The organism is Planomonospora sp. ID82291, assembly GCF_015711645.1.
Classification (GTDB): Bacteria; Actinomycetota; Actinomycetes; order Streptosporangiales; family Streptosporangiaceae; genus Planomonospora.
Genome location: NZ_JABTEX010000004.1, coordinates 153,651 through 179,177, shown reverse-complemented (window position 1 = coordinate 179,177; position 25,527 = coordinate 153,651). Strand labels below are relative to the sequence as shown.

Annotated in this window: 22 protein-coding genes and 1 tRNA gene; 5 read left to right on the top strand and 18 right to left on the bottom strand. The window is 70.9% G+C overall.

Annotation, left to right across the window (positions count from 1 at the left end; translation table 11 throughout):
* The gene (locus HS045_RS25345) at positions 1 to 1,278 is read left to right on the top strand and encodes an SPFH domain-containing protein (protein ID WP_196453982.1); all 1,278 of its coding nucleotides are present in this window, start codon (positions 1 to 3) and stop codon (positions 1,276 to 1,278) included.
* 86 nt (positions 1,279 to 1,364) lie between these two features.
* A complete protein-coding gene (locus tag HS045_RS25340; RefSeq protein WP_196453981.1) occupies positions 1,365 to 2,138 on the top strand; it encodes a sporulation protein in 774 nt (257 codons plus the stop codon).
* Between the two features lie 98 nt (positions 2,139 to 2,236).
* Here HS045_RS25340 and coaE read toward each other — a convergent pair whose 3' ends face one another.
* The 5 genes from coaE to polA all read right to left on the bottom strand — a co-directional run bounded on the left by coaE (position 2,237) and on the right by polA (position 9,515).
* Positions 2,237 to 2,854, bottom strand: coding sequence for a dephospho-CoA kinase (gene coaE, locus HS045_RS25335; RefSeq protein WP_196453980.1), 618 nt, complete (start codon positions 2,852 to 2,854; stop codon positions 2,237 to 2,239).
* 159 nt (positions 2,855 to 3,013) lie between these two features.
* Positions 3,014 to 3,469, bottom strand: a complete 456-nt coding sequence (locus HS045_RS25330; RefSeq protein ID WP_196453979.1) for a GNAT family N-acetyltransferase — start codon at positions 3,467 to 3,469, stop codon at positions 3,014 to 3,016.
* A gap of 335 nt (positions 3,470 to 3,804) precedes the next feature.
* Positions 3,805 to 5,289, bottom strand: coding sequence for a 30S ribosomal protein S1 (gene rpsA / locus HS045_RS25325; RefSeq protein ID WP_068894090.1), 1,485 nt, complete (start codon positions 5,287 to 5,289; stop codon positions 3,805 to 3,807).
* 234 nt (positions 5,290 to 5,523) lie between these two features.
* Complete coding sequence (locus tag HS045_RS25320) at positions 5,524 to 6,615, bottom strand: polysaccharide deacetylase family protein (RefSeq protein ID WP_196453978.1); 1,092 nt, start codon at positions 6,613 to 6,615, stop codon at positions 5,524 to 5,526.
* Between the two features lie 173 nt (positions 6,616 to 6,788).
* The gene (polA, locus tag HS045_RS25315; protein ID WP_196453977.1) at positions 6,789 to 9,515 is read right to left on the bottom strand and encodes a DNA polymerase I; all 2,727 of its coding nucleotides are present in this window, start codon (positions 9,513 to 9,515) and stop codon (positions 6,789 to 6,791) included.
* Between the two features lie 66 nt (positions 9,516 to 9,581).
* Between polA and HS045_RS25310 the strand changes: the two genes are divergently transcribed.
* Positions 9,582 to 10,004, top strand: coding sequence for a PaaI family thioesterase (locus HS045_RS25310; protein WP_196454466.1), 423 nt, complete (start codon positions 9,582 to 9,584; stop codon positions 10,002 to 10,004).
* A 373-nt stretch (positions 10,005 to 10,377) separates the two neighbouring features.
* On the opposite strand, the gene HS045_RS25305 is transcribed toward HS045_RS25310, so the two are convergent.
* From HS045_RS25305 to HS045_RS25295, 3 genes are read right to left on the bottom strand one after another with little or no spacing between them, the layout of a single operon-like run.
* A complete protein-coding gene (locus HS045_RS25305) occupies positions 10,378 to 11,130 on the bottom strand; it encodes an amino acid ABC transporter ATP-binding protein (RefSeq protein WP_196453976.1) in 753 nt (250 codons plus the stop codon).
* 5 nt (positions 11,131 to 11,135) lie between these two features.
* Positions 11,136 to 11,969, bottom strand: coding sequence for an amino acid ABC transporter permease (locus HS045_RS25300; protein ID WP_230884813.1), 834 nt, complete (start codon positions 11,967 to 11,969; stop codon positions 11,136 to 11,138).
* Between the two features lie 22 nt (positions 11,970 to 11,991).
* Positions 11,992 to 12,870 (bottom strand): ABC transporter substrate-binding protein, encoded by an 879-nt coding sequence (locus HS045_RS25295; RefSeq protein WP_230884812.1) that lies wholly within the window; start codon positions 12,868 to 12,870, stop codon positions 11,992 to 11,994.
* 141 nt (positions 12,871 to 13,011) lie between these two features.
* On the opposite strand from HS045_RS25295, the gene HS045_RS25290 reads away from it, so the two are divergent.
* Positions 13,012 to 13,572, top strand: coding sequence for a DUF4352 domain-containing protein (locus HS045_RS25290; protein ID WP_196453974.1), 561 nt, complete (start codon positions 13,012 to 13,014; stop codon positions 13,570 to 13,572).
* A gap of 57 nt (positions 13,573 to 13,629) precedes the next feature.
* On the opposite strand, the gene HS045_RS25285 is transcribed toward HS045_RS25290, so the two are convergent.
* The 6 genes from HS045_RS25285 to HS045_RS25260 form a co-directional block, all read right to left on the bottom strand.
* Positions 13,630 to 14,409, bottom strand: coding sequence for an ABC transporter ATP-binding protein (locus HS045_RS25285; protein WP_196453973.1), 780 nt, complete (start codon positions 14,407 to 14,409; stop codon positions 13,630 to 13,632).
* Positions 14,399 to 15,163 (bottom strand): ABC transporter ATP-binding protein, encoded by a 765-nt coding sequence (locus HS045_RS25280; RefSeq protein ID WP_196454464.1) that lies wholly within the window; start codon positions 15,161 to 15,163, stop codon positions 14,399 to 14,401. The genes HS045_RS25285 and HS045_RS25280 overlap by 11 nt, the downstream gene beginning before the upstream one ends.
* 44 nt (positions 15,164 to 15,207) lie before the next feature.
* Positions 15,208 to 16,335 carry a branched-chain amino acid ABC transporter permease gene (locus tag HS045_RS25275; RefSeq protein ID WP_374191414.1) on the bottom strand — a complete coding sequence of 376 codons (1,128 nt, stop codon included), beginning with the start codon at positions 16,333 to 16,335 and terminating at the stop codon, positions 15,208 to 15,210.
* A gap of 17 nt (positions 16,336 to 16,352) precedes the next feature.
* Entirely contained in the window at positions 16,353 to 17,321 is a 969-nt protein-coding gene (locus HS045_RS25270) for a branched-chain amino acid ABC transporter permease (protein ID WP_196453971.1), read from the bottom strand.
* A gap of 158 nt (positions 17,322 to 17,479) precedes the next feature.
* A complete protein-coding gene (locus HS045_RS25265) occupies positions 17,480 to 18,634 on the bottom strand; it encodes a branched-chain amino acid ABC transporter substrate-binding protein (protein ID WP_255531928.1) in 1,155 nt (384 codons plus the stop codon).
* 373 nt (positions 18,635 to 19,007) lie between these two features.
* On the bottom strand, positions 19,008 to 19,625 hold the full coding sequence (locus tag HS045_RS25260) for a response regulator (RefSeq protein WP_307827705.1): 618 nt from the start codon (positions 19,623 to 19,625) through the stop codon (positions 19,008 to 19,010).
* A 115-nt stretch (positions 19,626 to 19,740) separates the two neighbouring features.
* Between HS045_RS25260 and HS045_RS25255 the strand changes: the two genes are divergently transcribed.
* Positions 19,741 to 19,813 (top strand) — tRNA-Leu (locus HS045_RS25255).
* A gap of 373 nt (positions 19,814 to 20,186) precedes the next feature.
* Here the strand turns inward: HS045_RS25255 and pyk are convergent.
* The 4 genes from pyk to HS045_RS25235 form a co-directional block, all read right to left on the bottom strand.
* A complete protein-coding gene (gene pyk, locus HS045_RS25250) occupies positions 20,187 to 21,605 on the bottom strand; it encodes a pyruvate kinase (protein WP_196453969.1) in 1,419 nt (472 codons plus the stop codon).
* Between the two features lie 89 nt (positions 21,606 to 21,694).
* Entirely contained in the window at positions 21,695 to 22,102 is a 408-nt protein-coding gene (locus tag HS045_RS25245) for a DUF2784 domain-containing protein (RefSeq protein ID WP_196453968.1), read from the bottom strand.
* 60 nt (positions 22,103 to 22,162) lie between these two features.
* A complete protein-coding gene (locus HS045_RS25240; RefSeq protein ID WP_196453967.1) occupies positions 22,163 to 23,920 on the bottom strand; it encodes a S8 family serine peptidase in 1,758 nt (585 codons plus the stop codon).
* A 122-nt stretch (positions 23,921 to 24,042) separates the two neighbouring features.
* Positions 24,043 to 25,521, bottom strand: a complete 1,479-nt coding sequence (locus HS045_RS25235) for a glutamate synthase subunit beta (RefSeq protein WP_196453966.1) — start codon at positions 25,519 to 25,521, stop codon at positions 24,043 to 24,045.
* Positions 25,522 to 25,527 lie beyond the last annotated feature (6 nt).

Genomic DNA, 25,527 nt, shown 5'->3' with positions numbered 1-25,527 from the left:
ATGACCCGAGAGTTCTCCAAGATCAAGGAATCGCTGGCGGCCTGGTCGGAGATCCGCCAGCTGCTGCGCGGCGGCGAGTCCGGCCAGCTCGTCCCGGTGGTCATCCCCAAGGACCGCCGGGGCTTCGCCTGGGTGGCGCTGCTGTTCTCGGCCCTGTACCTGGCCGGGACGGCGGTGTCCGCCGGCGGCTCGTTCGGCGTGCTGGCCGCGCTCGGCTCGGCGCTCCTCCTGCTCGCGGCCGCGGTCTGGCTCTGGCGCCGGGCCATCATCGAGATCGAGGAGGGCACCACCGGCGTGCGCAGCCGCTGGGGCGCCATCACCGGCACCCTCCCGCCCGGCCGCCACTACCTCTGGCTGCCCTGGGACCGGGTCGACGCGGTGGTGGACACCTCCACCGAGATCCCGTACTCGGCGCCGATCGTGGCCTGCCCGACGGCCGAGAACGTGCCGCTGAAGTCCATCGAGTTCTTCCTGAAGTTCCGCATCGTCGACCCGGTGGCCTTCGTCCGGACGATCGGGGCGGGCAACTTCGACCTCGTGCTGAGCAGCGCCGTGCAGGACGCCATCCGCCAGCGCAGCCGCAGGGTGCACACCGAGCGCGCCTACGACCTGCGCGGCTCCGACGTGGGCGACATGCAGGAGGCCCTCAACCGCCAGCTCGGCCGGTACGGCGTGCGGGTCACCGGCGCCAACATCCCCGACGTGCAGCTCCCCGACGCCTACCAGCAGCACCTGGCCACCCGGGAGAAGGTCGCCAAGGAGATGGCGGCCTTCGAGCGGGAGTGGGAGCTGACCCGCAAGCGGCGGATCGACACGCTGCTCATGGAGATCGAGCGGGCGAAGAAGACGCGGGACGCGCGGATCGTCGAGGTGCGCGCCGCGGCCAACACCGCGCGCAAGGACGTCGCCCGCATGCTGGAGGAGCACGAGACCGAGGCCCAGCGGGTGCGCTGGGAGATCGAGGCGCGGGGCCGGGCCGAGCTCACCTCCGCCGAGAACGAGGCCAAGGCGCTGCGCCGCCTGGCGGAGTCCTACCGCGACAACCGGGCCGTGCTCCACTACGAGCTGGCCCGCCGCCGCCTGGACGTGGGGGCCCGGCTCGCCGAGAGCGCCCCGCGGCCCGTCGTCGTCCGCACCGCGGGCGGGTCCGGTGACTCCTCGGCGCTGTCCACCCTGCTCATGGCGCAGATCCTGCCGCAGCTCGGCGCAGGGAACGGCCGGCTCGCGCCGCCCGTTGACCGTACGGGCGACGGCGGCAACGGCGTCGCCGCCCACTGAGAAACGCCTGCCGAGAAACGTCCGCCGGCGGACGTCGGCTGGACGACACTGAGAACACGCACGTCATCTACCCAGGGAGTCTCCCGATGGTGTTCCGCAAGCTGAAGGCCGCGTTCGGTGCAGGTGTCGAGGTCGACACGATCCTGCAGAACTCCAACGTCCGCCCCGGCGAGATCCTGCGCGGGCAGGTCACCTTCCGCAGCAGCAGCAACGACTACCAGGTCGAGGGCATCTTCATCGACTTCACCGCGGTGGTGGAGGTGGAGCACGGCGACGAGGAGTACAAGACGACCTACAGCTTCCTGCGCCACCAGGTCTCCGGACCGTTCCACCTGGCGTCGGGCGCGGGCCACGCGATCCCCTTCGAGATCCCCGTCCCGTGGGAGACCCCGATCAGCGCCGTCGGCGGCCACCCGCTGCACGGCATGCGGCTGGGCGTCTCCACCGAGCTCGCCCTGGCCGGCGCGCTCGACAAGGGCGACCTCGACCCGCTGTTCGTCAACCCGCTGCCCGCCCAGGACCACGTCCTGGCCGCACTGGACACCATGGGCTTCCGCTTCAAGAAGGCCGACCTGGAGCGCGGCACCCTGCACGGCTCGCGCATGCCGTTCTTCCAGGAGATCGAGTACTACGCCGGCCCCGAGTACGGCCGTCACTTCAACGAGCTGGAGCTGACCTTCATCGCCGGCCCCGGCGCGATGGACGTCATCCTGGAGGCCGACACCCGCGGCGGCTTCCTGAACTCCAGCCACGACACCTACAACCGCTTCACCGTCCACTACAACGACCACCCCGGCCAGGTGGAGCAGTCCCTGCGCGGCGGCCTGCACGCGATGGCCCAGAAGCGCGGCTGGTTCTGATCCGCCTCCGGGGTACGGCCCGCGCCCGGCCGGATGCGGGCCGTACCCCGGAGCACGCCGGGCCGCGGAGCACGCCGGGCGGGTCCGGAGACCGGCCGCTACGGCGCCCGGTTCACCCGCAGGGCGGACAACCGCGTCCACACCTCGTCCACGCGCGCGTCCAGCTCCTCCAGCGAGCCCTCGTTGCGGATCACGATGTCCGCGACCCCGAGCCGGTCCTCCCGGCTCGCCTGGGCGGCGATCCGGGCGCGCGCGTCCTGCTCGGACATGCCGCGCACCCCGGTCAGCCGGGCCAGGCGCACCTCGTCGGCCGCGTCGACGACGATCACCGCGTCGTACATCGGAGCGAGCTTGTTCTCCACCAGCAGCGGCACGTCGTAGACGACGATCGCGTCCTCGTCGTCTTCGGCCGCCTGGCTTTGCAGCTCGGCGACGCGGGCGCCGACCAGCGGGTGGACGATGCCGTTGAGCGCGGCCAGTTTCCCCGAGTCCGAGAAGACGATCGACCCCAGCCGCTCCCGGTCGAGCGCGCCGTCGGCGCGGAGCACCTCGTCACCGAAGACCGCGACGACCCGCGCCAGCCCCGGGGTCCCCGGTTCGACCACCTCGCGGGCGATCTTGTCGGCGTCGATGACCACGGCTCCGCGGTCCGAGAGCCGCCGCGACACCTCGCTCTTGCCCGACCCGATGCCGCCGGTGAGTCCGATCTTCAGCATGGTCCGCAGCATACGGGCACGGCCTCGCCGGGGTCCTCCCGGCCCGGCCCGCGGGCGCGGACCGGCCCGGGTCTCCCGCACCCGGGCGCCCGCACCCCGCCGCCCGCAGTCCGCCGCCCGCAGTCCGGCGCCCGGCGTCCGGCGTCCGCGGAAGGGGCTTCAGGAGCGGCGGCGCATGTGCACGAGGGTCAGGTGGTCGCTCATCCGCTCCCGGTGGGTCTCCCGGTAGCCGTGGCGGCGGTAGAGCCGCAGGTTGCCCTCCGACAGGTGCCCGGTGAACAGGTCGAACGCGAGCGCCTCGGCGATCTCCTCGTGCAGGGCCGCCAGCAGCGCCCCGCCGATCCCCCGGCCCTGCATGTCGGGGGCGACCACCAGCCGCCCGACCCGGCAGGTCGTCTCCGACGTCCGGCCGCGGACCGCGCCGACGATCCGCCCGTCGTCCCGCGCGACGAGCACGGTTCCCGCCCCGACGGCCCGGCGGACCTGCTCGGCCGACTCGACCAGCGGCGGGATGAACGGGTCTCCGTAGAGCTGGGCCTCGGTCACGTACGCCGCGCGCTGCACGGTGAGGATCTCTCCGGCGTCCGCGGAGCCTGCCCGCTCGATCACTGCCACGGCGCCACCTTAGCGACGCGCTCCTCTCCGGGCCACCACCACGTCCCGCCCTTCGCCGGGACGGGCCGCTCCGGCCCTCTGAGGGCCGTCCCGGGGCATCGGGGAGCGTCCCGGCGCGGAACCATCGGGGAGAACTCCGGGGACGGTCCAGGGACGCGGTCCGGTCCGGGAACGCGGTCCAAGGACGCGGTCCGGTCCGGGAACGCGGTCCAAGGACGCGGTCCGGTCCGGGAACGCGGTCCAAGGACGCGGTCCGGTCCGGGAACGCGGAAGGGCCCCGCCGGAGCGGGGCCCTTCTGCGAACCGTGCTTACCGCTTCACCTCGGCCTCAGGCCTCAGCTCTGGCCGCCCGCGAGCTTCTCGCGCAGAGCCGCGAGAGCCTCGTCGGAGGCGAGGGCGCCGGCCGCCGGAGCGGAGGAGCCGCTGGAGGAGGTCGACGGCGTCTCACCGGAGTAGGAGGTGGGGGCCGCCTCGCCCGCCTCGGCCTCGGCCTTGCGGGCCTCCTCGACCTGCTTCTTGTGCGCCTCGAAGCGGGTCTGGGCCTCGGCGTACTGCCGCTCCCACTCCTCGCGCTGCTTGTCGAAGCCCTCGAGCCACTCGCCGGTCTCCGGGTCGAAGCCCTCGGGGTAGATGTAGTTGCCCTGGTCGTCGTAGGTCGCCGCCATGCCGTACAGCGTGGGGTCGAACTCGACGTCGGCGCCCATCGCACCCTCGTTGGCCTGCTTGAGCGAGAGCGAGATCCGACGGCGGTCGAGGTCGATGTCGATGATCTTCACGAAGATCTCGTCGCCGACCTGGACGACCTGCTCGGGGATCTCGACGTGGCGCTCGGCCAGCTCGGAGATGTGGACCAGGCCCTCGATGCCCTCCTCGACCCGGACGAACGCACCGAACGGCACCAGCTTGGTGACGCGGCCCGGCACGACCTGGCCGATCTGGTGGGTGCGGGCGAACTGCTGCCACGGGTCTTCCTGCGTCGCCTTGAGCGACAGGGAGACGCGCTCGCGCTCCATGTCCACGTCGAGAACCTCGACGGTGACCTCCTGGCCCACCTCGACGACCTCGGAGGGGTGGTCGATGTGCTTCCAGGAGAGCTCGGAGACGTGGACCAGGCCGTCGACGCCGCCGAGGTCCACGAAGGCGCCGAAGTTGACGATCGAGGAGACGACGCCCTTGCGGACCTGACCCTTCTGCAGGGTGTTGAGGAACGTCTGGCGGACCTCGGACTGGGTCTGCTCCAGCCAGGCGCGGCGGGACAGGACCACGTTGTTGCGGTTCTTGTCCAGCTCGATGATCTTCGCCTCGAGCTCGCGGCCGACGTACGGCTGCAGGTCGCGGACGCGGCGCATCTCGACCAGGGAGGCCGGCAGGAAGCCGCGCAGGCCGATGTCGAGGATGAGACCGCCCTTGACGACCTCGATGACCGTGCCGGTGACGATGCCGTCCTCGTCCTTGATCTTCTCGATCGTGCCCCAGGCCCGCTCGTACTGAGCGCGCTTCTTGGACAGGATCAGGCGGCCTTCCTTGTCCTCCTTCTGGAGGACAAGGGCCTCGACGTGCTCACCGACCTCGACGACGTCCGCCGGGTCGACATCATGCTTGATCGAGAGCTCACGCGAGGGGATCACACCCTCGGTCTTGTAGCCGATGTCGAGCAAAACTTCATCTCGATCGACCTTGACGACGGTGCCCTCGACGATGTCGCCGTCGTTGAAGTACTTGATGGTCAGGTCGATCGCTGCGAGGAACTCTTCCTCAGAGCCGATGTCGTTGACCGCTACCTGCGGGGTGCTCGAGGTGGCCTCAGTGCTGCTCGTCATGTGTGGAATTGCTCCGAACGCGGACAGATGTCGATGTGGCGAACGCGCGGCAGGCTTCTTATCGTTCAGCCGAGACAGGAGTTCGCATCGACGTGATCGAGCGCGAGCCCACTCCGTCCGAGACACGCGCGAGCCCACAGCGCAGCGATCAGCATATGAGACCAGAGCGGCCTGGTCAATCCGGAAAGACCTCGTCCCGGAGGGGCCCACATGCCGCAACGGCGGCGGGGACGCCTAATAGGCGTTGACCTGCCCTCTCCGCTTGGAGGTGATATTACCCCGAAGTTTCCGGGGGATGGAGATCCTCTCGGGATCACCGTCGGCCGTGTAGCGCTCGCCGGGGTGCTTCTCCAGCCATTCCAGCCAGTACTGGGAGCACCACTTACGGCACTCGCCCTTCTTGCCGTTGCTCTGGATCCGCTGGACGGCCCGCCGGTCGTAGTCCTTGACGAAGGGCGACACCGACGGCTGGGCGCCGGCCAGGAAGACGGCCCTGAAGGCGAACCCCGTCCCGTCCCAGGACCCCTTCTGCACGGTGGAGCGCTTGCGCGGCATCGCCCCGAACGGCAGCGCCATCGTCTCCGACGGGCCGGCGCCGAGCGCCTTCAGCATCCGCTCGACACGGGCGAGCTGCACGGCGATGCCCTGCTTCGACAGGCCCGGCAGGTACGGGTGGCTCCAGGTGTGGTTGGCCACCTCGAAGCCGCGCGAGGACAGCCACTGCACGGCGCGCGCCTGGTCGGCCCGGCTCTGCAGCCCGAACGGCTGCCGGTTGACCCAGAAGGTGGCGACCGGCCGGAAGCCCGGGTACTTCTTCGCCACCTGGTAGATGATGCCGACCGCGGTGTCCTTCTCCGGCAGGCCCGCGTCGTCCAGCGCGAAGTGGCTGGGGTGGCCGTCGTCGAAGGTGAGCACGACCGGGTGTCGGCCCGCGGGGACGTCCATCCGCCCGGCGGCGAACTCCCGGGCGGTGACCGGCACGTACCCCTGCCTGGCCAGCCGCTCCATCTCCTTGCGCACCTGGTCGGGGGTGCGGTCGATGGAGGCCCGCCGCTTCTTCACGATCCGGTGGTACATGATCACGGGGACCATCCCCGCCTCGTTGGCCTTCACCTGCCGGGCGAACTCCGGGGTCGCGGTGACCGCCTGGGGCAGGTCGGCCGAGGGCAGGTCCGGCGTCGGGGAGGGTGTCGGCGCCGGGGACGCGCTCTGCGCCCGCCGCCCCGGCGCGGGGACCGCGGCGGACGGGCCGGCGCTCTCGGATGAGTCGGGCAGCAGGAACAGGACCCCGGTGGCGATGACCACGACCACGACGTTGGCCAGCATGATGAACCGCGTGAGAGGGGGGGTTGGACTGCGCACAAAACTCCCGTGCCCGTCGAGGTGTCGGCCTGCCGTCCCACCCTAGAACAGACCGGGACAAGCCCAGACACATCCAGCGGCACCCCTCACCCGCACCGCGCCCCGCGACGGCCGGCCGCCGGTCGGCGGCTCGCCGGTCAGTGGCCGGCGTCCTGCCACGTGCGCCCGACGCCCACCGACACCTCCAGGGGGACGCGCAGCTCGTAGGCGGCGTTCATCCGGGTCCGGACCAGCTCGCGCAGGGTCTCCAGCTCACCCGGCGCCACCTCGAACACGAGTTCGTCGTGGACCTGCAGCAGCATCCGCGAGCCCAGGCCCGCCTCGCGCAGCGCGGCGCCCACCCGCAGCATCGCGATCTTGATGATGTCGGCCGCCGAGCCCTGGATCGGCGCGTTGAGCGCCATCCGCTCGGCCATGTCACGGCGCTGCCGGTTGTCGCTGTTGAGGTCGGGCAGGTAGCGGCGGCGGCCGAGGATGGTCTCGGTGTAACCGTCCTGCCGGGCGCGGGCGACGATCGCGTTGAGGAAGTCGCGGACGCCGCCGAACTCCTCGAAGTACTCCTCCTTGAGGCCGCGGGCCTCGGGCACCGGGATGCCGAGCTGCGCCGAGAGCCCGAAGTCGGACAGGCCGTAGGCCAGCCCGTAGTTCATCGCCTTGATCTTGGCGCGCATCTCGCCGGTGACCTTCTCCGGTTCGGTGCCGAAGACCCGCGCCGCGGTCGCCTGGTGGAAGTCGTGCCCGGACTCGAACGCGGCGATCAGCGCCTCGTCACCGGACAGGTGCGCCATGATGCGCAGCTCGATCTGGCTGTAGTCGGCGGTCAGCAGCGTCTCGTAGCCGGATCCGACCGTGAAGCCCTGCCGGATGCGGCGGCCCTCGGCGGTGCGGATCGGGATGTTCTGCAGGTTGGGCTGCTTGGAGCTGAGCCGCCCGGTGGCCGCCACCGTCTGCTCGAACGTCGTGTGGATCCGGCCGTCGTCGGAGATCTCCTTGATCAGACCCTCGACCGTGACCCGGAGCTTCTCCTGGTCGCGGTGGCGCAGCATGATCGTCGGCAGCTCGTGCTCGGTCTGCGCGGCCAGCCAGGCCAGTTGGTCGGCGTCGGTGCTGTAGCCGGTCTTGATCTTCTTGGTCTTGGGCAGTCCCAGCCTGACGAAGAGGATCTCCTGGAGCTGCTTGGGCGAGCCCAGGTTGAACTGCTCGCCCACCGAGGCGTGCGCCTCCTCGACGGCCTGCTTCACCGCCGCCCGGAACTCCTCCTCCAGGGCGCCGAAGTGGTCGCGGTCGGCGGCGATGCCCGTCCGCTCCATCTCGGCCAGGACCGTCACCAGCGGCAGCTCCACGTCCCGCAGCAGGCTGGTGGCCGCCCGCGGCTCCAGGAACGCCTCCAGCGCGCCCGCCAGGTCGCGCACGGCCACGGCCCTCAGCCCGAGGTCGCGGACCGCGTCGGCCTCCTGGTCGTCGAACAGGGAGGTCTGCCCGTCCGCAGGGGCCTCGCCCTTCAGCTCGCGGCCGAGATAGACCCGGACCAGGTCCTCCAGGACGAACGAACGCTGCCCCGGGGCCGCCAGGTAGGCGGCCAGCGCCGTGTCGCAGGACAGGCCGCGCAGCTCCAGGCCCTGCGCCCAGAGCGCCAGGATGAGCCCCTTGGCGTCGTGCACCGCCTTGGGCCCGGCCTCGTCGGCCAGCCAGGCGCGCAGCGCCGCCTCGTCGGCCTCGGTCAGCCCGGAGGGGTCGACGAACGCCGCCCGGGCGCCGGCCGCGTCGCCGTCCCCCCCGGCCGGCGCGGCGATCGCCAGGGCGTCGATCCGGCCGGTGCCCCTGCCGTGCGCCCCCGTGAAGGCCAGGCCGGCCCGCCCTGCGGGCAGCGCCTCCAGCCATCCGGCCACCTCACCGGGGCCGAGCGCGACGACGTCGACCTCGAAGCCGTCCCCGGCGCCCGCCGCGCTGCCGGGCTCGGCCGAGCCGAGGGTCTTGAAGAGCCGTTCGCGGATCTCGCCCCGGAACTCCAGGGTGTCGAGGATCTTGTCGACCTCGGCACGGTCCAGCTCGCCGACCTTCAGCCCGGCGACCTCCTGCTCCAGCGGCACGTCGCGCACGAGCTGGGTCAGGCGGCGGTTCATCAGCACCTGGTCGAGGTGGTCGCGGAGCTTGTCGCCGACCTTGCCCTTGACCTCGTCGACCCGGTCGACCAGTGCCTCCAGCGAGCCGAACTCCCTGATCCACTTGGCCGCGGTCTTCTCCCCCACGCCCGGGATGTTCAGCAGGTTGTCGCTGACGTCGCCGCGGATGGCGGCGAAGTCGGGGTACTGGGCCGGGGTGAGGTCGTACTTCTCCAGCACGGCCTCGGGGGTGAAGCGCGTCATGTTGCTGATCCCGACCCGGGTCATCAGCACCGTGATCCGCTCGTCGACGAGCTGCAGCGCGTCGCGGTCGCCGGTGACCACCAGCACGTCCATGTCCTGCGCGGCGGCCCGGGTGGCGAGGGTGGCGATCAGGTCGTCGGCCTCGTAGCCGGCCAGCGACAGGTGCGGGACGCGCAGCGTGTCGAGCATCTCGTGGATCAGGCTCATCTGGCTGCGGAAGCTGTCCGGGCTGGCGCTGCGGGTGGCCTTGTAGCCGGCGTACTCCTCGTGCCGGAAGGTCGGCTCCGAGCGGTCGAAGCAGACCGCCACATGGGACGGCCGCTCGTCGCGGAGCACGTTGACCAGCATCGACGTGAACCCGTAGATGGCGTTGGTCTTCTGCCCCGTGGAGGTGGAGAAGTTCTCCTCCGGCAGCGCGTAGAACGCCCGATAGGCCAGAGAATGCCCATCCAGCAGCAGGAGACACGGACGAGTAGGGGTCGCTTCACTCTTCGGCACGGCAGAAGCCTAGTCTCCTGGTGCGACAGAAAACCCGGCCCCGCACGACAGGAGTCACCCTTGACCATGACCGATCCCGACGAGACGGCACCCCTCCGGGACCTGCCGGGCGCCGCGCACGCCACCACCCTGGTCGAGCGGATGGGCATCGAGATCCTGGAGGCGAGCGCCGAGCGCGTCGTCGCCACCATGCCCGTCGAGGGCAACACCCAGCCGTACGGCCTGCTGCACGGCGGCGCGTCCTGCGTCCTGGCCGAGACCATCGGCTCCGTCGGCTCGGCCCTGCACGCCGGCCCCGGCCGCATCGCCGTCGGCATCGAGATCAGCGCCACCCACCACCGCTCGGCCACCTCCGGCCTGGTCACCGGCGTGGCCACCCGCCTGCACGGCGGCCGGACGGTCGCCACCTACGACATCGCGATCACCGACGAGCAGGGCCGGCGCGTGTGCACCTCCCGGCTCACCTGCATGCTCCGCGACGCCTCCTGAAGACGCCGTCCGGAGATCAGGCCGGGGATGACCGCCGCCCCGTCACGGGGCGGTCCACCGGTGGGCATGCCGTCCCGTGGCGTGGGGGCGGCCTGGGGAATTCCCTTGTCCGTCCTCCTGGATCATGGACGGGACGCTAGCGTGTTCGGGTCCGAAGCGGACAGGCGGCCGGGCCGGCCGTCTCAGAGGGCGGGTGACGTCGACGCCCGCGGGGAGGCCGAGTAGAAAACGTGCGGAGTCGGGGAAGCTCCACACGGCGCCAAAGGCCTCCCCGCGGGCTCGCGCCGTACGGCGTGCCCGCGCCGTGCCGGACACGCCGGTGGCCCGCCCCCGGGAGAGGGGCGGGCCACCGGCCACGGAACCCGCCGAAGGCTCAGACGTCGGTGTGCGTCGGGTCCAGCACGCGGCGCAGGAAGGACCTGGTGCGCTCGTGCTGCGGCGCGCCGATGACCTGCTCGGCCGGGCCGTCCTCGACGATGACGCCGCCGTCCATGAAGACCACCCGGTCGGCCACGTCGCGGGCGAACGCCATCTCGTGGGTGACCACCAGCATGGTCATGCCCTCCTCGGCCAGCTTGCGCATGACCGTGAGCACGTCGCCGACCAGCTCCGGGTCGAGCGCCGAGGTGGGCTCGTCGAAGAGCATCAGCGCCGGGCTCATCGCCAGCGCCCGGGCGATCGCCACCCGCTGCTGCTGGCCGCCGGAGAGCTGCGCCGGGTAGGCGTCGCGCTTGGCGGCGACGCCCACCTTCTCCAGGTTCTCCATGGCGACGCGTTCCGCCTCCGCCCTGCCGCGCTTGAGCACGCGGCGCTGGGCGATCATGACGTTCTCCAGCGCGGTCATGTGCGGGAAGAGGTTGAACTGTTGGAAGACCATGCCGACCCGGCGCCGGGCGGCGTCGATGTCGACGTCGCGGTGGGTCAGTTCGACCCCGTCCACGACCACCTGGCCCGAGGTGGGCTCCTCCAGCAGGTTCACGCACCGTAGCAACGTGGACTTGCCGGAACCCGACGGGCCGATGACGCAGACCACCTGGCCGGGGTCGACGGTGAAGTCGATGCCCTTGAGGACCTGGAGCGCACCGAACGACTTGTGCAGGTCCCTGATCTCTACTGCGTGTGCCATCTTCCTCACCGCGCCTTCGCCTGGCGTGCTTCGAGCCGCCGTACCACGATGCTCAGCGGGATCGTGATGAGCAGGTAGGTCGCACCGGCCAGCAGCAGCGGCGTGCTGTCGGCGTACTCGGTGGCGATGTCCTGTCCGAACTTGGTCAGCTCGCTCGTCGCCGAGGTGACGCCGATCGCGAACACCAGCGAGGAGTCCTTGAACAGCAGGATCAGCTCGTTGGTCAGCGGCGGGATCACGATGCGCAGCGCCTGCGGGATCACCACCGTGATCATGGCCCTGGAGTACGACATGCCCAGCGAGCGCGCCGCCTCCATCTGGCCCCGCGGCACCGCCTGCAGGCCCGCCCGGATCGTCTCGGCCATGTAGGCCGCCGAGACCAGGCCGAGCGCGATCGCGACGACGCCGTACTCGTCGAAGGGGAACCGGATCCCCGGGAACGCGGTCGGGACGGCCAGCCCGAGCAGGATGAAGACCAGCACCGCCGGGAGACCGCGGAAGACCTCGATGTAGACGAGCGCGATCCACCGGTTGGGGGCCGCGGAGGACAGCCGCATGAGCGCGACCACCAGCCCCAGGAAGAAGCCCAGGACGTACCCGGAGACCGTGTAGATCACCGTGTTCTTCAGCGCGATGGTGAAGATCTCCGGGAAGAGGTTCTCCGCCACCTTCATGTCGAGGAAGTGCTCGCGGATCGCCGCCCAGTCGGCCAGGCTCACCACCAGGGCGGCGAGGACGACGAAGACGGCGTACTGGACGCCGCGGCTGATGTTGCGGCGCTGACGAGGACTGAGCCCCGCCCCTGCGGAGGATCCGGAGGGGGCGGGGGGTCCGGTCATCGTGGACTGTTCCGACATGGAATCAGGCGCCCGGCTTCTTGCCGAACCACTTCTCGTAGATGGTGTCGTAGCTGCCGTCCGACTTGGCCGCGGCGATGGCGTCGTTGAGGGCCTTCACCAGGTCGGCGCTGCCCTTCTTGGCCGCCACGCCGTACTGGGCGCCGGTCTCGATGACGCCGCCCAGCTCGAACTTCTCGGCGATCTCGGGCTTCTTCAGCCAGTCGTTGATGACCGGCAGGTCCTGCAGGACCACGTCGACCTGCCCGGCCTGCAGGGCCGCGATCTGCTTGCCCGCGTCGTCGAACTGCTTGGGGTCGAAGCCCTTGCTCTTGGCGTAGTCGAGGCTCGTGGTCGCCGCCTGCACGCCGAAGCGCAGATTGCCCGACTTGACCTCCTCGATCGTGGTGACCTTCTTGCCCTTGGGCGAGAGGAAGGCGATCACCTCGTCGAAGTACGGGTCGGAGAAGTCGAGGTTGGCCTTGCGCTCCTCGGTGATGGTCATGCCCGCCGCGGCCACGTCGCACTTGCCGGCGTTGAGCGCCGCGCCACTCTTGATCGAGTCGAATTTGATGTCGACGATCTCCTGCGTCACACCGAGCTTCTTGGCGGCCAGGTCGACGATGTCGACGTCGAAGCCGACGACCTTGTCGCCCTCCTTGTACTGGAAGGGGGGGTACGGCAGGCTCGTGCAGGTGGTCAGCTTGCCGGGGGTGACCAGCTTCGGACCGCCGGCGGCGGCCGGAGCGCTGGACGAGGCACCCTCGCTGGGGCCGGCGGTGGTGGTGGTGGAGCCGCCGCCGCAGGCCGACAGGCTCAGCGCGCCGGCGACGACCACGGCACCCACCGCGAGCGCCCGGCGGGGAATGAAACTCAGGCCCACGACGGCCTCCTTCTCGGTCAATGTCGCTTTGTGCATGGATACCTCAATTCGGGTGATGCTGCCTTACAGGTACGCCAGGGCAGGTCACCGCTGTGACACGATTCGGACAACAAGTTCAGCCACCCGTATTACTCCGGCATACCCCGATCTAACGTGATCGTCATGTCCCGCATCGCCGTACGTGCCGCGGTCGCCGTGCTCCTCCTCATGCCGGCGACCGCCTGCACCGGACAGCCGGAACCCCGGACGGATGCGGCCTCCGGGGCCGTCGCGACGCCGGCGTACGCGCTGCCGCCCCGTCCCGTCAGGCCCGGCGAGACCCGCATCACGGCCGCCCCCGTGCAGGACGGCGACACCCGGTTCCAGGTGATCGGCCTGCAGAAGGGGCTCAGCGGCTTCTTCGCCAGCCACGCCGAGTGGCAGGCCCGGGGGCAGTACGTGGTGGTGCGGATCGTCGCCGACAACCCCGGGCGCACCAACTCCCGCTTCGACGCCAAGCGGCAGCGGCTGCTCACCTCCGACGGCACGGCCCACCCGGTCGACGCGTTCGCCCAGGCGACCAAGCGGCAGCCGGACGCCTTCCTGCTGGGCGCCGGCGTCCGGGTCGAGATGGACCTGTGGTTCGACATCCCCGAGGAGGCGTCGGTGACCGCGGTCCGGCTGTACGGCGACCCGCCGCTGGGCTACACCCGCACGGACGGCGCCACGGTGCCGCTGCGCTGAGCGGCGCGGGCGGACGGGCCCGCCGAGACGGGCCCGTCCGTGATCACGCGGTACGGCTCACGCCTCGTCCGCGGGCGGCCTGTCCGCAGGCGGGGCGTCCGCGGCCGGCTCCTCCGCGGGCGCGTCGTGCCCGAGACCGCCGCCGAGGTAGGCGGCCTGCACGTCGGGGTCGTCGAGCAGCTGCGCCGCGGGGGCGCTCTTGACCACCCTGCCGGTCTCCAGCACGTAGGCCCGGTGGGCGAGCTTCAGCGCCTGCTGGGCGTTCTGCTCCACCAGCAGCACCGTGACGCCGCGCCGGTTGATCTCCTCGATGATGTCGAAGATCTGCTGGACCAGCAGCGGGGCCAGGCCCATGGACGGCTCGTCCAGCAGCAGCACCTTCGGCTTGGCCATCAGCGCCCGGCCGATGGCGAGCATCTGCTGCTCGCCGCCGGACATCGTGCCGGCCGCCTGGTTGCGGCGCTCGGCCAGCCGCGGGAACAGCTCGTAGGCCTCGGCGAGCTCGGCACCGAAGTCGCCCGAGCGGGTGTAGGCGCCCATCAGCAGGTTGTCGTGGACCGTCATGCCGGGGAAGATGCCGCGCCCCTCGGGCGCCTGCCCCAGACCCGCCATCACCCGCTTGTGGCCGGGCATCTTGCTGATGTCCTGGCCGTCGAAGACGATGCTCCCCGAGGTCAGGCCGCGCAGGCCGGAGATCGTCTTCAGGGTGGTCGTCTTGCCCGCCCCGTTCGCCCCGATGAGCGTGACGATCTCGCCCTGGTTCACCTCGACCGAGATGCCCTTGAGCGCCGCGATCTTGCCGTAGTGGACGTGGATGTCCTTGATCTCAAGAAGCATCTGCCGGTGCCCCCAAATACGCCTCGACGACCCGGGGGTCGTTCCGCACCTCGTCGGGCAGGCCGTCGGCGATCTTCTGACCGAAGTCCAGCACCGCGATGCGGTCGCTGATGCCCATGATGAGGCTCATGTCGTGCTCGATGATGAGAATGGTCCGCCCGGCGTCCCGGATGTCGCGGATGAGCTGCTGCAGCGCCACCTTCTCCGCCGGGTTCATGCCCGCGGCGGGCTCGTCCAGCAGCAGCAGCTTCGGATTGGTCGCCAGCGCCCGGGCGATCTCCAGCCGTCGCTGGTCGCCGTAGGGCAGGTTCTTGGCGTGGTCGTGCGCGCGGTGCGGGATGCCGACGAACTCCAGCAGCTCCAGCGCCAGCCTGCGGCCGTCCCGCTCGGCCTGCCGGTGCCAGGGCAGGCCGAGCGCCACGCTCACCATGCCGGACCGGTGGTGGGCGTCCGCGCCCACCATGATGTTCTCGACCGCCGTCATGTTGTGGAACAGCCGGATGTTCTGGAACGTCCGGGCCACGCCCTTACGGGTGATCTTGAAGCGCTTGGTCCCGCTGATCTTCTCGCCCAGGAAGCGGACCTCGCCCTGGGTCGGCCGGTAGACGCCGGTCACCACGTTGAACACCGTGGTCTTGCCGGCGCCGTTGGGGCCGATGAGCGCGAAGATCTCGCCCTCGTTGACCGTCAGGTTCACGTCGTTCAGCGCCGTGACGCCGCCGAACCGCATGACGAGGTCCTTCAGCTCCAGCATCGCGCGGCCGCCGCGCTCCTGGCCCGCAGCACTCGCTTCGGTGCTCACTTGGAGGCCACCTCCTCACCGTGCGACTCCGGCCCGGGCACCTCTGCACCGAGCGTACCCATCCCGCCTGACCCCTCTTTCAGCTCCGCTTTCCGCTGACGCGACGGCAGCAGGCCCTCCGGGCGGAAGATCATCAGCGCGACGAGCACCGCGCCGAAGATCAGCATGCGGTACTCCTGCAGGCCGCGGAAGCGCTCGGGCAGCCAGGCCACGATGAACGCGCCCAGCATGACGCCCGGCAGGTTGCCCGCCCCGCCCATGACCACCGCGGCCAGGATCGTCGCCGAGAGCAGGAACTGGAAGTCGTTCGGGTTGATCGAGATGGACTTGGCCGCCCACAGCACGCCCATCGCGCCGCCGATCGAGGCGCCGATGGCGAAGGCCAGCATCTTGAAGCGGAAGGTCGGCACGCCCATGACCTCGGCCGCGTCCTCGTCCTCCCGGATCGCCGCCCAGGAGCGTCCCACCCGGCTCTTCTCCCAGCGCTTGACCAGGATGATCACCACGACGGCGAGGGCCACCAGCAGGTAGTAGTAGGGCCGCGGGTCGAGCACGCCGTACTTGAAGATCTCGACGTCGCCGATCGTGATGCCCTCGAAGCTCGGCGGGTGCGGGATGCCGCGGATGCCGTTCGGACCGCCGATCTCGTCGGTGTTCCGGGCGGTGATGCGGATGATCTCGCCGAAGCCCAGCGTGACGATCGCCAGGTAGTCGCCGCGCAGCCGCAGCGTCGGGGCGCCCAGCGTGACGCCCGCCAGCGCGCAGATCGCGATACCGGCCACCATGATGACCCAGAAGTTCCAGCCCATCCGGGTGCCGAGCAGCGCCATCGCGTAGCCGCCGACCGCGTAGAACGCGACGAAGCCCAGGTCGAGCAGGCCCGCCTGGCCCACCACGACGTTCAGGCCGATGGCCAGCAGCACGTAGGTGCCGATCGGGAAGAACAGGATCGTCGCCCAGTCGGTGTCGGGCGACATGAAGCTGCCGATGGTCTCGGACGGCAGCAGCAGCGCCGCGACGATCAAGAGGAGGTAGACGATCCACCGCTGCCAGCCGGGGGCCTGCTGCCAGCGATCGTGCATCACGTCGCCGGCATGACCCAGCCGCCGGCGGAAACCTGCCACGGAAGTCTGCTTGTCGTTCATGCGCGCGCCTGCTGGAGTGATTCACCGAGGATGCCGGTGGGGCGGAACATCAGGACCAAGACGAGGATGGTGAAGGAGATCACGTGCTTCCAGTCGGAACCGAAGAAGATCGCTCCGTAGTTCTCCACCAGACCGAGCGTGACTCCGCCGACCAGGGCGCCCCGCAGGTTGCCGATGCCGCCCAGGACGGCCGCGGTGAACGCCTTGATGCCGAAGAGGAACCCGATGTAGTAGTTCGTGTTCTCGTAGGCGATCAGGTACAGCGCACCGGCCACGCCGGCCATGCCGCCGCCGATCAGGAACGTCATCCGCACGATGGAGTCGATGTTGACGCCCATCAGGACCGCCGCCTCGGGGTTCTGCGCGGTGGCGCGGATGCCGCGGCCGATCTTCGTGCGGTTCACCAGCCGGTCCAGCACGACCATCATGCCGACGGCCGCCACGACGACGACCACCTGGTGCAGCTTGACCGGGTGTCCGGCGATGGAGAACAGCTCGGTCCGCTCCATGATCGGAGGCAGGGCCATCTGGATCCGGCCCTGCTGGGGGCGGTCGAAGACCTCCGGGATCACGATGAGCGCGAACAGCTCCTGGAGGAAGATCGAGGCGCCGATCGCGGAGATGAGGGCCGCGAGCCGCGACGCGCCGCGGCGGCGCAGCGGCCGGTAGGCGATGCGCTCCAGCGCCACCGCCGTGCCCGCGGAGGCGAGCATGCCGGCCAGGATCATCAGGATGATCACGCCGACCAGCGCGAGGCCGGTGAGCGCCGAGTTGATGCCCAGCACGAAGGGCACGAACATCGCGCCGAAGGTGCCGATCATGAACACTTCGGAGTGCGCGAAGTTGATCAGCCTGAGCACGCCGTACACCATCGTGTACCCGAGCGCGATCAGGGCGTAGATCGACCCGAAGGCCAGGCCGTCGACCGTCGACGGCCAGAACTGATTGATGAAGTCATTGAACACTGAGGATTACCACTTCTAGCGGGGATCGCCTGCACTGTCCGGCAGCCGCGCTTCCGGCGGATCTCGTGGACCCCCCGGACGTGCGCGGAGAGCGGGGACCGCATCGCGGCCATCCCGCTCCCCGCGCCGACTGCCAACTCTCCTCGGAGCCTGCGGACTCAGCCCAGCTTCGCCTCCGCGGCCTTGCCGAGCAGCGTGATGGCGCCGCCCTTGACCTGGTAGATGTAGATGTCCTTGGCCTCGACCTCACCGTTCGGGGCGAACTTCACCTGCTTGGAGACGCCCGCGATGTCCACCGTGGAGATGAACTGGTTGATGTCCTCGGGCGTGGTCTTGCCGGCCTTGACCGCCTCGATGAAGACCGTCGCGGCGTCGTAGCCCTCGGAGGCGTAGATCGCCGGGTCGGCGCTGTAGGCGGCCTTGTAGGCGGCGGCGAACTCCTTGACCTTGGCGTCCGTGACGTCCGGGGTCGCGATGTAGCACGGGCAGCCGACGAGCGCGCCCTCGGCGTTCTCCGCGCCGGCGCCCTCGATCAGGCCCTTGTCCAGCGAGCCGTCGCCGGAGAGGAACTTGGCGGTCACGTTCTTGTCGCGGAGCTGCTTGAGCAGGTTGCCGCCCGCGGCGTAGTAGCCGCCGAAGAAGATCGCGTCGGGCTTGGCGGCGGCGACCTTGTTCGCGACCGAGGAGAAGTCGCTCTCCGCCGGGTCGAGCGAGTCGTCCGTCACCGTGACGCCCTTGGTCTTCAGCTGGGCGCGGACCGCATCGGCCAGCGGCTTGCCGTACTCGGACTTGTCGTCGATGACGAACACGTTCTTGGCCGCGGCGCCGCCCGCGATGAAGTCGGCGATGCCGGGGCCCTGGACGCCGTCGTTCGGCAGCACGCGGTGCCAGTACTTCCAGCCGTTCTCGGCGAGCTTCACGTTCGTGGCCGAGGCCGAGATGCTCGGCAGCTTCGCCTCCTCCAGGACCGGGCCGACCTGGGCCGACTCACCGGAGAACGCCGGGCCGATCAATCCCACGATCTTGTCGGTCTTGATCGCCTGCTGGGCCAGGGCGACGGCCTTGGACGGGTCGGCCTGGCTGTCGTACTCGACCAGCTCGATCTTCACCGCGGGGTTGGTCTTGTTGTACTGGTCGATGGCGAGCTTCGCGCCGTTCCGCGGGGGGATGACGATGCCGGCGTTCGCACCGGTCAGGTCGCCCATGAAGCCGATCTTGACAGCGCCCGGAGCGGCAGCGCTGGAGCCGCCGTCCGCCGGCGTGGTCTCCGAGCCGCCGTTACCGCAGGCAGCGAGACCAAGGGCGAGCGCCATGCCGGCGGCAAGCACTCCACCGAGGCGAGCAGTCTTAGGCCGCAAGGTTGCCTTCCTTTCACCCGGCCCTGGTCGGGACCGAGTTCACAGATGCCCTCCCCTGTCGGGGTGGTCAAGAGGTTGTGTCGGTTAGTACAACCAGCGGATGTCACAGGTCGATACAGGAACGCCCGCCGTTACCGCTTCGTTATTACACCGATCCTATTCATCTACCAGCGCAAAGGCCATCGCCGCCCGCGACCTGCGATCTTTCCCGTCCCACCTGTCGGACACGACAGAGCCCGCGCGCCCCCTGGGGAACAGGGGGTCGCGCGGGCTCCGGCGTGAAAGATCGTCTCGCCGTGCGGCGGAGCGCAGGGCCGGGCGTCCGCCGTCAGGACCCCACGGCCCGGCCGCCCTCGCCGCCCCCACCCGGGCCCGGCACCGCGCCCACCACGATCTGCGCCACCTCGCGCATGCTCAGCCGCCGGTCCATGGACGCCTTCTGGATCCACCGGAACGCCTGCGGCTCGCTCCACCCGTGCTCGGCCATGAGCAGCCCCTTGGCCCGCTCCACCAGCTTGCGCGTCTCCAGCCGGTCGGACAGGGTGCCGACCTCCCGCTCCAGCGCCGCGATCTCCTCGTGCCGGCTCACCGCCATCTCGATCGCCGGCACCAGGTCCGACTTGGTGAACGGCTTGACCAGATAGGCCATCGCTCCGGCGTCCCTGGCCCGCTCGACCAGGTCCCGCTGCGAGAAGGCGGTCAGGATCAGGCACGGCGCGATCCGCTGCGACACGATCTGCTCGGCGGCCGAGATCCCGTCCAGGACGGGCATCTTCACGTCCAGGATCACCAGATCGGGCCGGAGCTCGGACGCCAGCTTGACCGCCGCCTCCCCGTCCCCGGCCTCGCCGACGACGGCGTACCCGTCCTCCTCCAGCATCTCCTTGAGGTCGAGGCGGATCAGCGCCTCGTCTTCCGCGATCACCACTCGCCGCTGCGTACTCACGAGCAAGAGAGTACCGACGTCCGCTAGATTGGAACCACGCCGGTGCCCGTGACCGATCCCCTTCCGGGTTAAGATCACCACCGGTGGCCGCGATCCGGGCCGCCCCCGGAGACGAGCCCCGATATCCCAACGGCAGAGGAAATGGTCTCAAACACCATCGAGTGTGGGTTCGAATCCCACTCGGGGCACCTCACCCGGAGCCGCCCGGCCTAGCGCCGGGTGGCTCCGCCGCTCTCGCGCCTCCGGCGCCGTCACAGCCTTCCCGACGTGTACTACATGATCGATTTATGCGTCACATGTGATGTTCAGGGCATTCGGCCGTCAGGAGGCCCGTCTTCTCGGTGAGCCCGTGCCGTACGCCTGGGGTGGCCGAGCAGCGCGGCCGGCTCGGCCCGCCGGCCCGGGATCGCCACGGCGTCCCGCACCTCGGCGGCGTGCCGGTCGAGCGCCGCGCCGGCCCCGGGTGCCGGACGCGGGACTCCTGCACCGCCACCGCGCCCGGTCGGCCCCGCCGGACGCGGAAGCGGGGCCGCGCTTCCGGCGGGGACGCGGGCGGGCGTGTCAGACCGCGGCGCCGATGGTGTGGACGCGCAGGGCGTTGGTGGTGCCGGCGTGGCCGGGAGGGGAACCGGCGACGATGACGACCTTGTCGCCCTTCTCCAGGCGGGCCTGGGTGAGCAGCGCGGCCTCGACCTGGCGGACCATGTCGTCGGTGTGGTGGACGAAGGGGACCTCGAAGGTCTCCACGCCCCAGACCAGGGCGAGCTGGTTGCGCACGTGCGAGGCGGAGGTGAAGGCCAGCAGCGGGATCGGCGAGCGGTAGCGGGCCAGCCGGCGGGCGGTCTCACCGGACATCGTGAAGGCCACCAGCGCCTTGGCGCCGACGATGGCGCCCACCTCGGCCGCCGCCCTGGCGATGGCCCCGCCGGTGGTCTCCGGGAGACGGTGCAGGCTGTGGGTGGCCTCCAGCACGGAGCGCTCGGCGGCGCTGGCGATGCGGCCCATCGTCTCGACGGACTCGATCGGGTAGGTGCCGACCGAGGTCTCACCGGAGAGCATGACCGCGTCGGCGCCGTCCATCACGGCGTAGGCGACGTCGGAGGCCTCGGCCCGGGTGGGACGCGGGGCGCTCATCATCGAGTCCAGCATCTGGGTGGCGACGATGACGGGGCGGGCCTTCTCCCGGCAGAGCTCGATCGCGCGCTTCTGCACGATCGGCACCTCCTCCAGGGGAAGCTCCACGCCGAGGTCGCCGCGGGCGACCATGATGCCGTCGAAGGCCTCGACGATCTCGGGCAGCCGGTCGACCGCCTCCGGCTTCTCGATCTTGGCGAGGAGCGGGAGGCGGACCGCCTCCTGCTCCATGATGTTGCGCACGACGTGCGCGTCGGCGGGCCGGCGCACGAAGGAGAGAGCGATCATGTCGAAGCCGGTGCGCAGGGCCCAGCGCAGGTCGGCCTCGTCCTTGTCGGTGAGGGCCGGCGCGCTGACGTTGACGCCGGGCAGGTTGAGGCCCTTGTTGTCGGAGATCATGCCGCCGATGACGACCCGGGTGGTGACGCGCGGGCCCTCGACGCGGGTGACCTCGAGGCGGACCCGGCCGTCGTCGACCAGGATGCTGTCGCCGGGGCGGACGTCCGTGGGCAGGCCGAGGTAGGTGGTGGAGACCTGCTCGCGGTCCCCGGGGACGTCCTCGGTGGTGATGGTGAAGACGTCGCCGAAGCCCAGGCGCACGGGGCCGTCCTCGAACCTGCCGACACGGATCTTGGGACCCTGCAGGTCGGCGAGCAGGCCTACGCCGCGGCCGAGTTCGGCCGCTACCTCCCTCACTCTGTCGTAGACCTCCTGATGCAGCTCGTGGCTGCCGTGGCTGAGGTTGAAGCGGGCCACGTCCATGCCGGCGGCGATGAGCTCGCGCAGGCGTTCAGGAGAGGAGGTGGCGGGGCCGAGAGTGCAGACGATTTTCGCGCGACGAGTCACGGGTCCTAGCCTAATTGGTACAGACCACTTGGATGTGGCAGTTGTCATAGCGTCAGAGAAACAATCCGTGACATAACGCTACCTCCAGGTCACGGGAGGTGGTGAACCGCCCCCTCCTCATCCGGCTCTCCCGGCCGCGCCCTGCGGCGCCGGGCCAGCAGGACGTACCCGGTCCAGGAGGCGGCCACGAGGCCGGCGACGGCGAAACGGGCCAGGTCAGCGGCCGTTTCGGGGTAGATCACCCCCTCGATGTAGTGGTCGATGAACCCCCCTGCGGGCAGCCCCTGTTCCCCCCCGTTGCGCCTGCCCCAGTCCTCGACCACCGTCAGCGGACACTCGGCCCCGGTGGTGACGGAGAACACGCCCCAGGCGGCGACGGCGAGGTGCGCCCGGATGAGGCGGGGCCGGAACCAGGCGAGGAACCCGCCGACCGCCATGAAGGCGAGGAAGAGGAAGTGCACCACCATCGCGGCTTCCCCGATGAGGAGATAGGCCATGATTCACGATAAGCCGGGCCGGGCACCGGACTCCACCGCCGCGGGGCGGCCCCGGGCGGGTCAGTCGTGGTCGACGGCGGCGGCCCTGGCCGCGTTGACGACGCCGCGGCCGTAGAAGCCGTTGCGGGCCTTCGCGCCCTCGCAGGTGTGCCGCTCCTTGGCCTGCTCGTAGCGGTAGACGTAGGTGCGGGGCGAGGGGCACGCCTTGCGGACGGCGCTGGCGTACAGCAGGCGCTCGACGTCGGCGGGGGGCATGGTGAGCCCGTCCCAGCCCGCCCCCTGGCGGAAGCGGCCGGGCTCGCCGAAGCGGCTCACCAGGATCGCGGCGACGCCGGTGGCGTGCGGGGCGGCCATCGAGGTGCCCGCGAGGTACTGGTAGTAGGCGCAGGTGCCGCCCTGGCAGTCGCGCACCACGCTCGTGCTGGTGGGCCTGCCGTCCTTGGCCAGCAGGCCCTGGGCGCGCACGACGTGCTCGGGGACGGCGGCCAGGACCGTCCGGGTGACGTCGAACCCCGTGCCGCCGTCGTACTCGTCGCCGCCGGGGGCCGACAGGTCGGTCTGCTCGGTGCCGTAGTCGGAGTAGTAGGCCTTGCGCCCGCTCGGCCCGACCGCGGAGACCGCGATGACGCCCCTGGACTCGGCCGGCACGTTGAGGCAGGAGTTGTCGACCTTGCGGACGCGCGCGGACTCGGCCGGGTAGTCGGGGCTGGTCGTGTCGGTCCTCGGCCGGCCCAGGTCGGTGGAGCCGTTGCCGAGGGCGCTGATGAGCGTGACGCCGCGCTCGCGGGCGTAGTCGAGGGCGCGCTGCATGCCGGTGATGACGCCGCGCTGCTCCAGCCGGTCGGCCGTGGAGTCGGCGGGGTTGGCCGTGCAGTTGAACAGCCACGGGTCGACGTAGTAGCTCATGTTGACCACGTCGATGCCGTTGTCGGCGGCGTAGGTGAGCGCGTCGAGGCTGGGCTTGAGGAAGAACAGGCCGGAGTCCTGCCCGGCCCGGAGGTTGACCAGGGTCACCCCGGGAGCGACCCCGGCGATGCCGAGGCCGTTGACCGGGGAGGCGATGGTGCTGGCGACGTGGGTGCCGTGGCCGTCGTCGTCCCAGTCGGCGGGGTCCTTGCAGCCGGAGAACTCGCACGGCCCGTCGAGCTCCGCACCGGTGGAGTCCCGGGGCAGGTCGGTGACGAAGTTGCGGCTGCGCTCGCGGTCGAAGTTGGGCGCGATGTCGGGGTGCCGGCCGTCGACGCCGGTGTCGATGACGCCCACCAGGACCTTCCGGTCGCCGGGGGCGGTGGCGTGGGAGCCGCCCGCGGTGGCGCCGATCATCTTCATGTCCCACTGGCGCCCGGCGAGCGGCTCGGCGCCGGGATCGCTCCGGGAGAACGCGCCCCCCTCGGGGAAGGACGCCGCCCCCTCCCGGCGCACGGGCCCTTCGGGGAACGACGCGGCCGCCGTGCCCCGGTCCGGGGCGGTCGGCGGCGCGGTGGCGGTGCCGATCCTGCGGTCGGAGGAGACGCCCGCGACGACGGGGTTCCCGGCGAGCCTCTCGACGAAGCGCGCGCCCGGGCTCCCGCCGGCCCTGGCGATGACGTAGCCGAGCTTCGGTTCGGTGGACAGGACCTCGCCGCCGGCCTCGGCGACGGCCCGCACCGCCCGGGCGTGCCCGCCCGGCGTGTAGAAGACCAGGTGGTCACGGGTCGCGGTGGAGACCGCCCCGGCCGTACCGGTGGCCTCCGCGGCGGGAGCGCCCGCCAGGGTGCCTACCAGGGTGACCGCCCCGGCCAGCGCCACGACCGCCAGGAGGCCTCTCCCGTGTTTCATTCACCCTCCATGCCCGTAACGACCTAGAACCAGCATCTTTCAGGCATGCATTGGGTAAAGCAACCCGGTCACGACCGGGCCGCGGGGCCGGCACGGTGTGCCGGCCCCGCGGTCCGGGGATGTCAGACGAGCGGCCGGGCGGTCGGCGGGATCGCGACCGGCAGGGCCGTGCGCCCGGTGAGGTAGCGGTCGGCCGCCGCGGCGGCCGAGCGGCCCTCGGCGATCGCCCAGACGATCAGCGACTGGCCGCGGCCCATGTCGCCGGCCACGAACACGCCGTCGACGGCGGACATATAGCCCGTGTCGCGGGCGACGTTGCCCCGGGCGTCGTAGAAGCCCTCGCCGCCCTCGGCGGCCAGGTCCGTCAGCAGGGCGCCCCTCTCCGGGCCGGTGAAGCCCATCGCCAGGGTGACCAGCTCGGCCGGGATCTCCCGCTCGGTGCCGGGGATCGGCGCGAAGCCCTTCGCCGGCCCCTCCACCTCGACCAGGCGCAGCGCCCGGACGTTGCCGTCGGCGTCGCCGACGAACTCGGTGGTGGAGACCGCGTAGACGCGGTCGCCGCCGCCCTCGGCCAGCTCCTCGTGGGCGCTCTCCATCTTGAACAGGATGGGGAACGTGGGCCACGGCTGGCTGCCCGGCCGGGCGGCCGGCGGCTGCGGCATGATCTCCAGCTGGGTCACCGAGGCGGCGCCCTGCCGGATCGCGGTGCCGATGCAGTCGGCGCCGGTGTCGCCGCCGCCGATCACCACGACGTGCTTGCCCTCCGCCGAGATCGGGGACACGGGGAAGTCGCCCTCGGCGGCCTTGTTGGCCGGCGGGAGGTACTCCATCGCCTGGTGGACGCCGCCCAGGTCGCGCCCGGCGACGGGCAGGTCCCGCCACTGGGTGGCGCCCCCGGCCAGGACCACCGCGTCGAACTCCTCGCGCAGCCGCGCGGCGGTGACGTCCACGCCGACGTCGACGCCGGTGCGGAACTCGGTGCCCTCGGCCCGCATCTGCTCCAGCCGCCGGTCGATGTGGCGCTTCTCCATCTTGAACTCGGGGATGCCGTAGCGCAGCAGACCGCCGATCCGGTCGGCCCGCTCGAAGACCACCACGTCGTGCCCGGCGCGGGTGAGCTGCTGGGCGGCGGCCAGGCCCGCGGGGCCCGAGCCGACGACCGCCACCCGCCTGCCGGTCCTGACCGGCGGGACCTGCGGGGCCACCCAGCCCTCGTCGAAGGCGCGGTCGATGATCTCGACCTCGACCCGCTTGATCGCGACCGGGTCGGAGTTGATGCCCAGGACGCACGCCGCCTCGCACGGAGCCGGGCACAGGCGGCCGGTGAACTCCGGGAAGTTGTTGGTGGCGTGCAGCCGCTCGATCGCCTCGCGCCAGTCGTCCCGGTAGACCAGGTCGTTCCACTCGGGGATGAGGTTGCCGAGCGGGCAGCCGTTGTGGCAGAACGGGATGCCGCAGTCCATGCAGCGCGACGCCTGCCTCGTCAGCTTCTCGGCGGGGAAGTCCTCGTAGACCTCCCGCCAGTCGCGGATGCGGACGTCCACCGGGCGGCGCGCCGGCAGCTCGCGCCCGTGGTTCAGGAAACCCTTCGGGTCAGCCATCGGTGT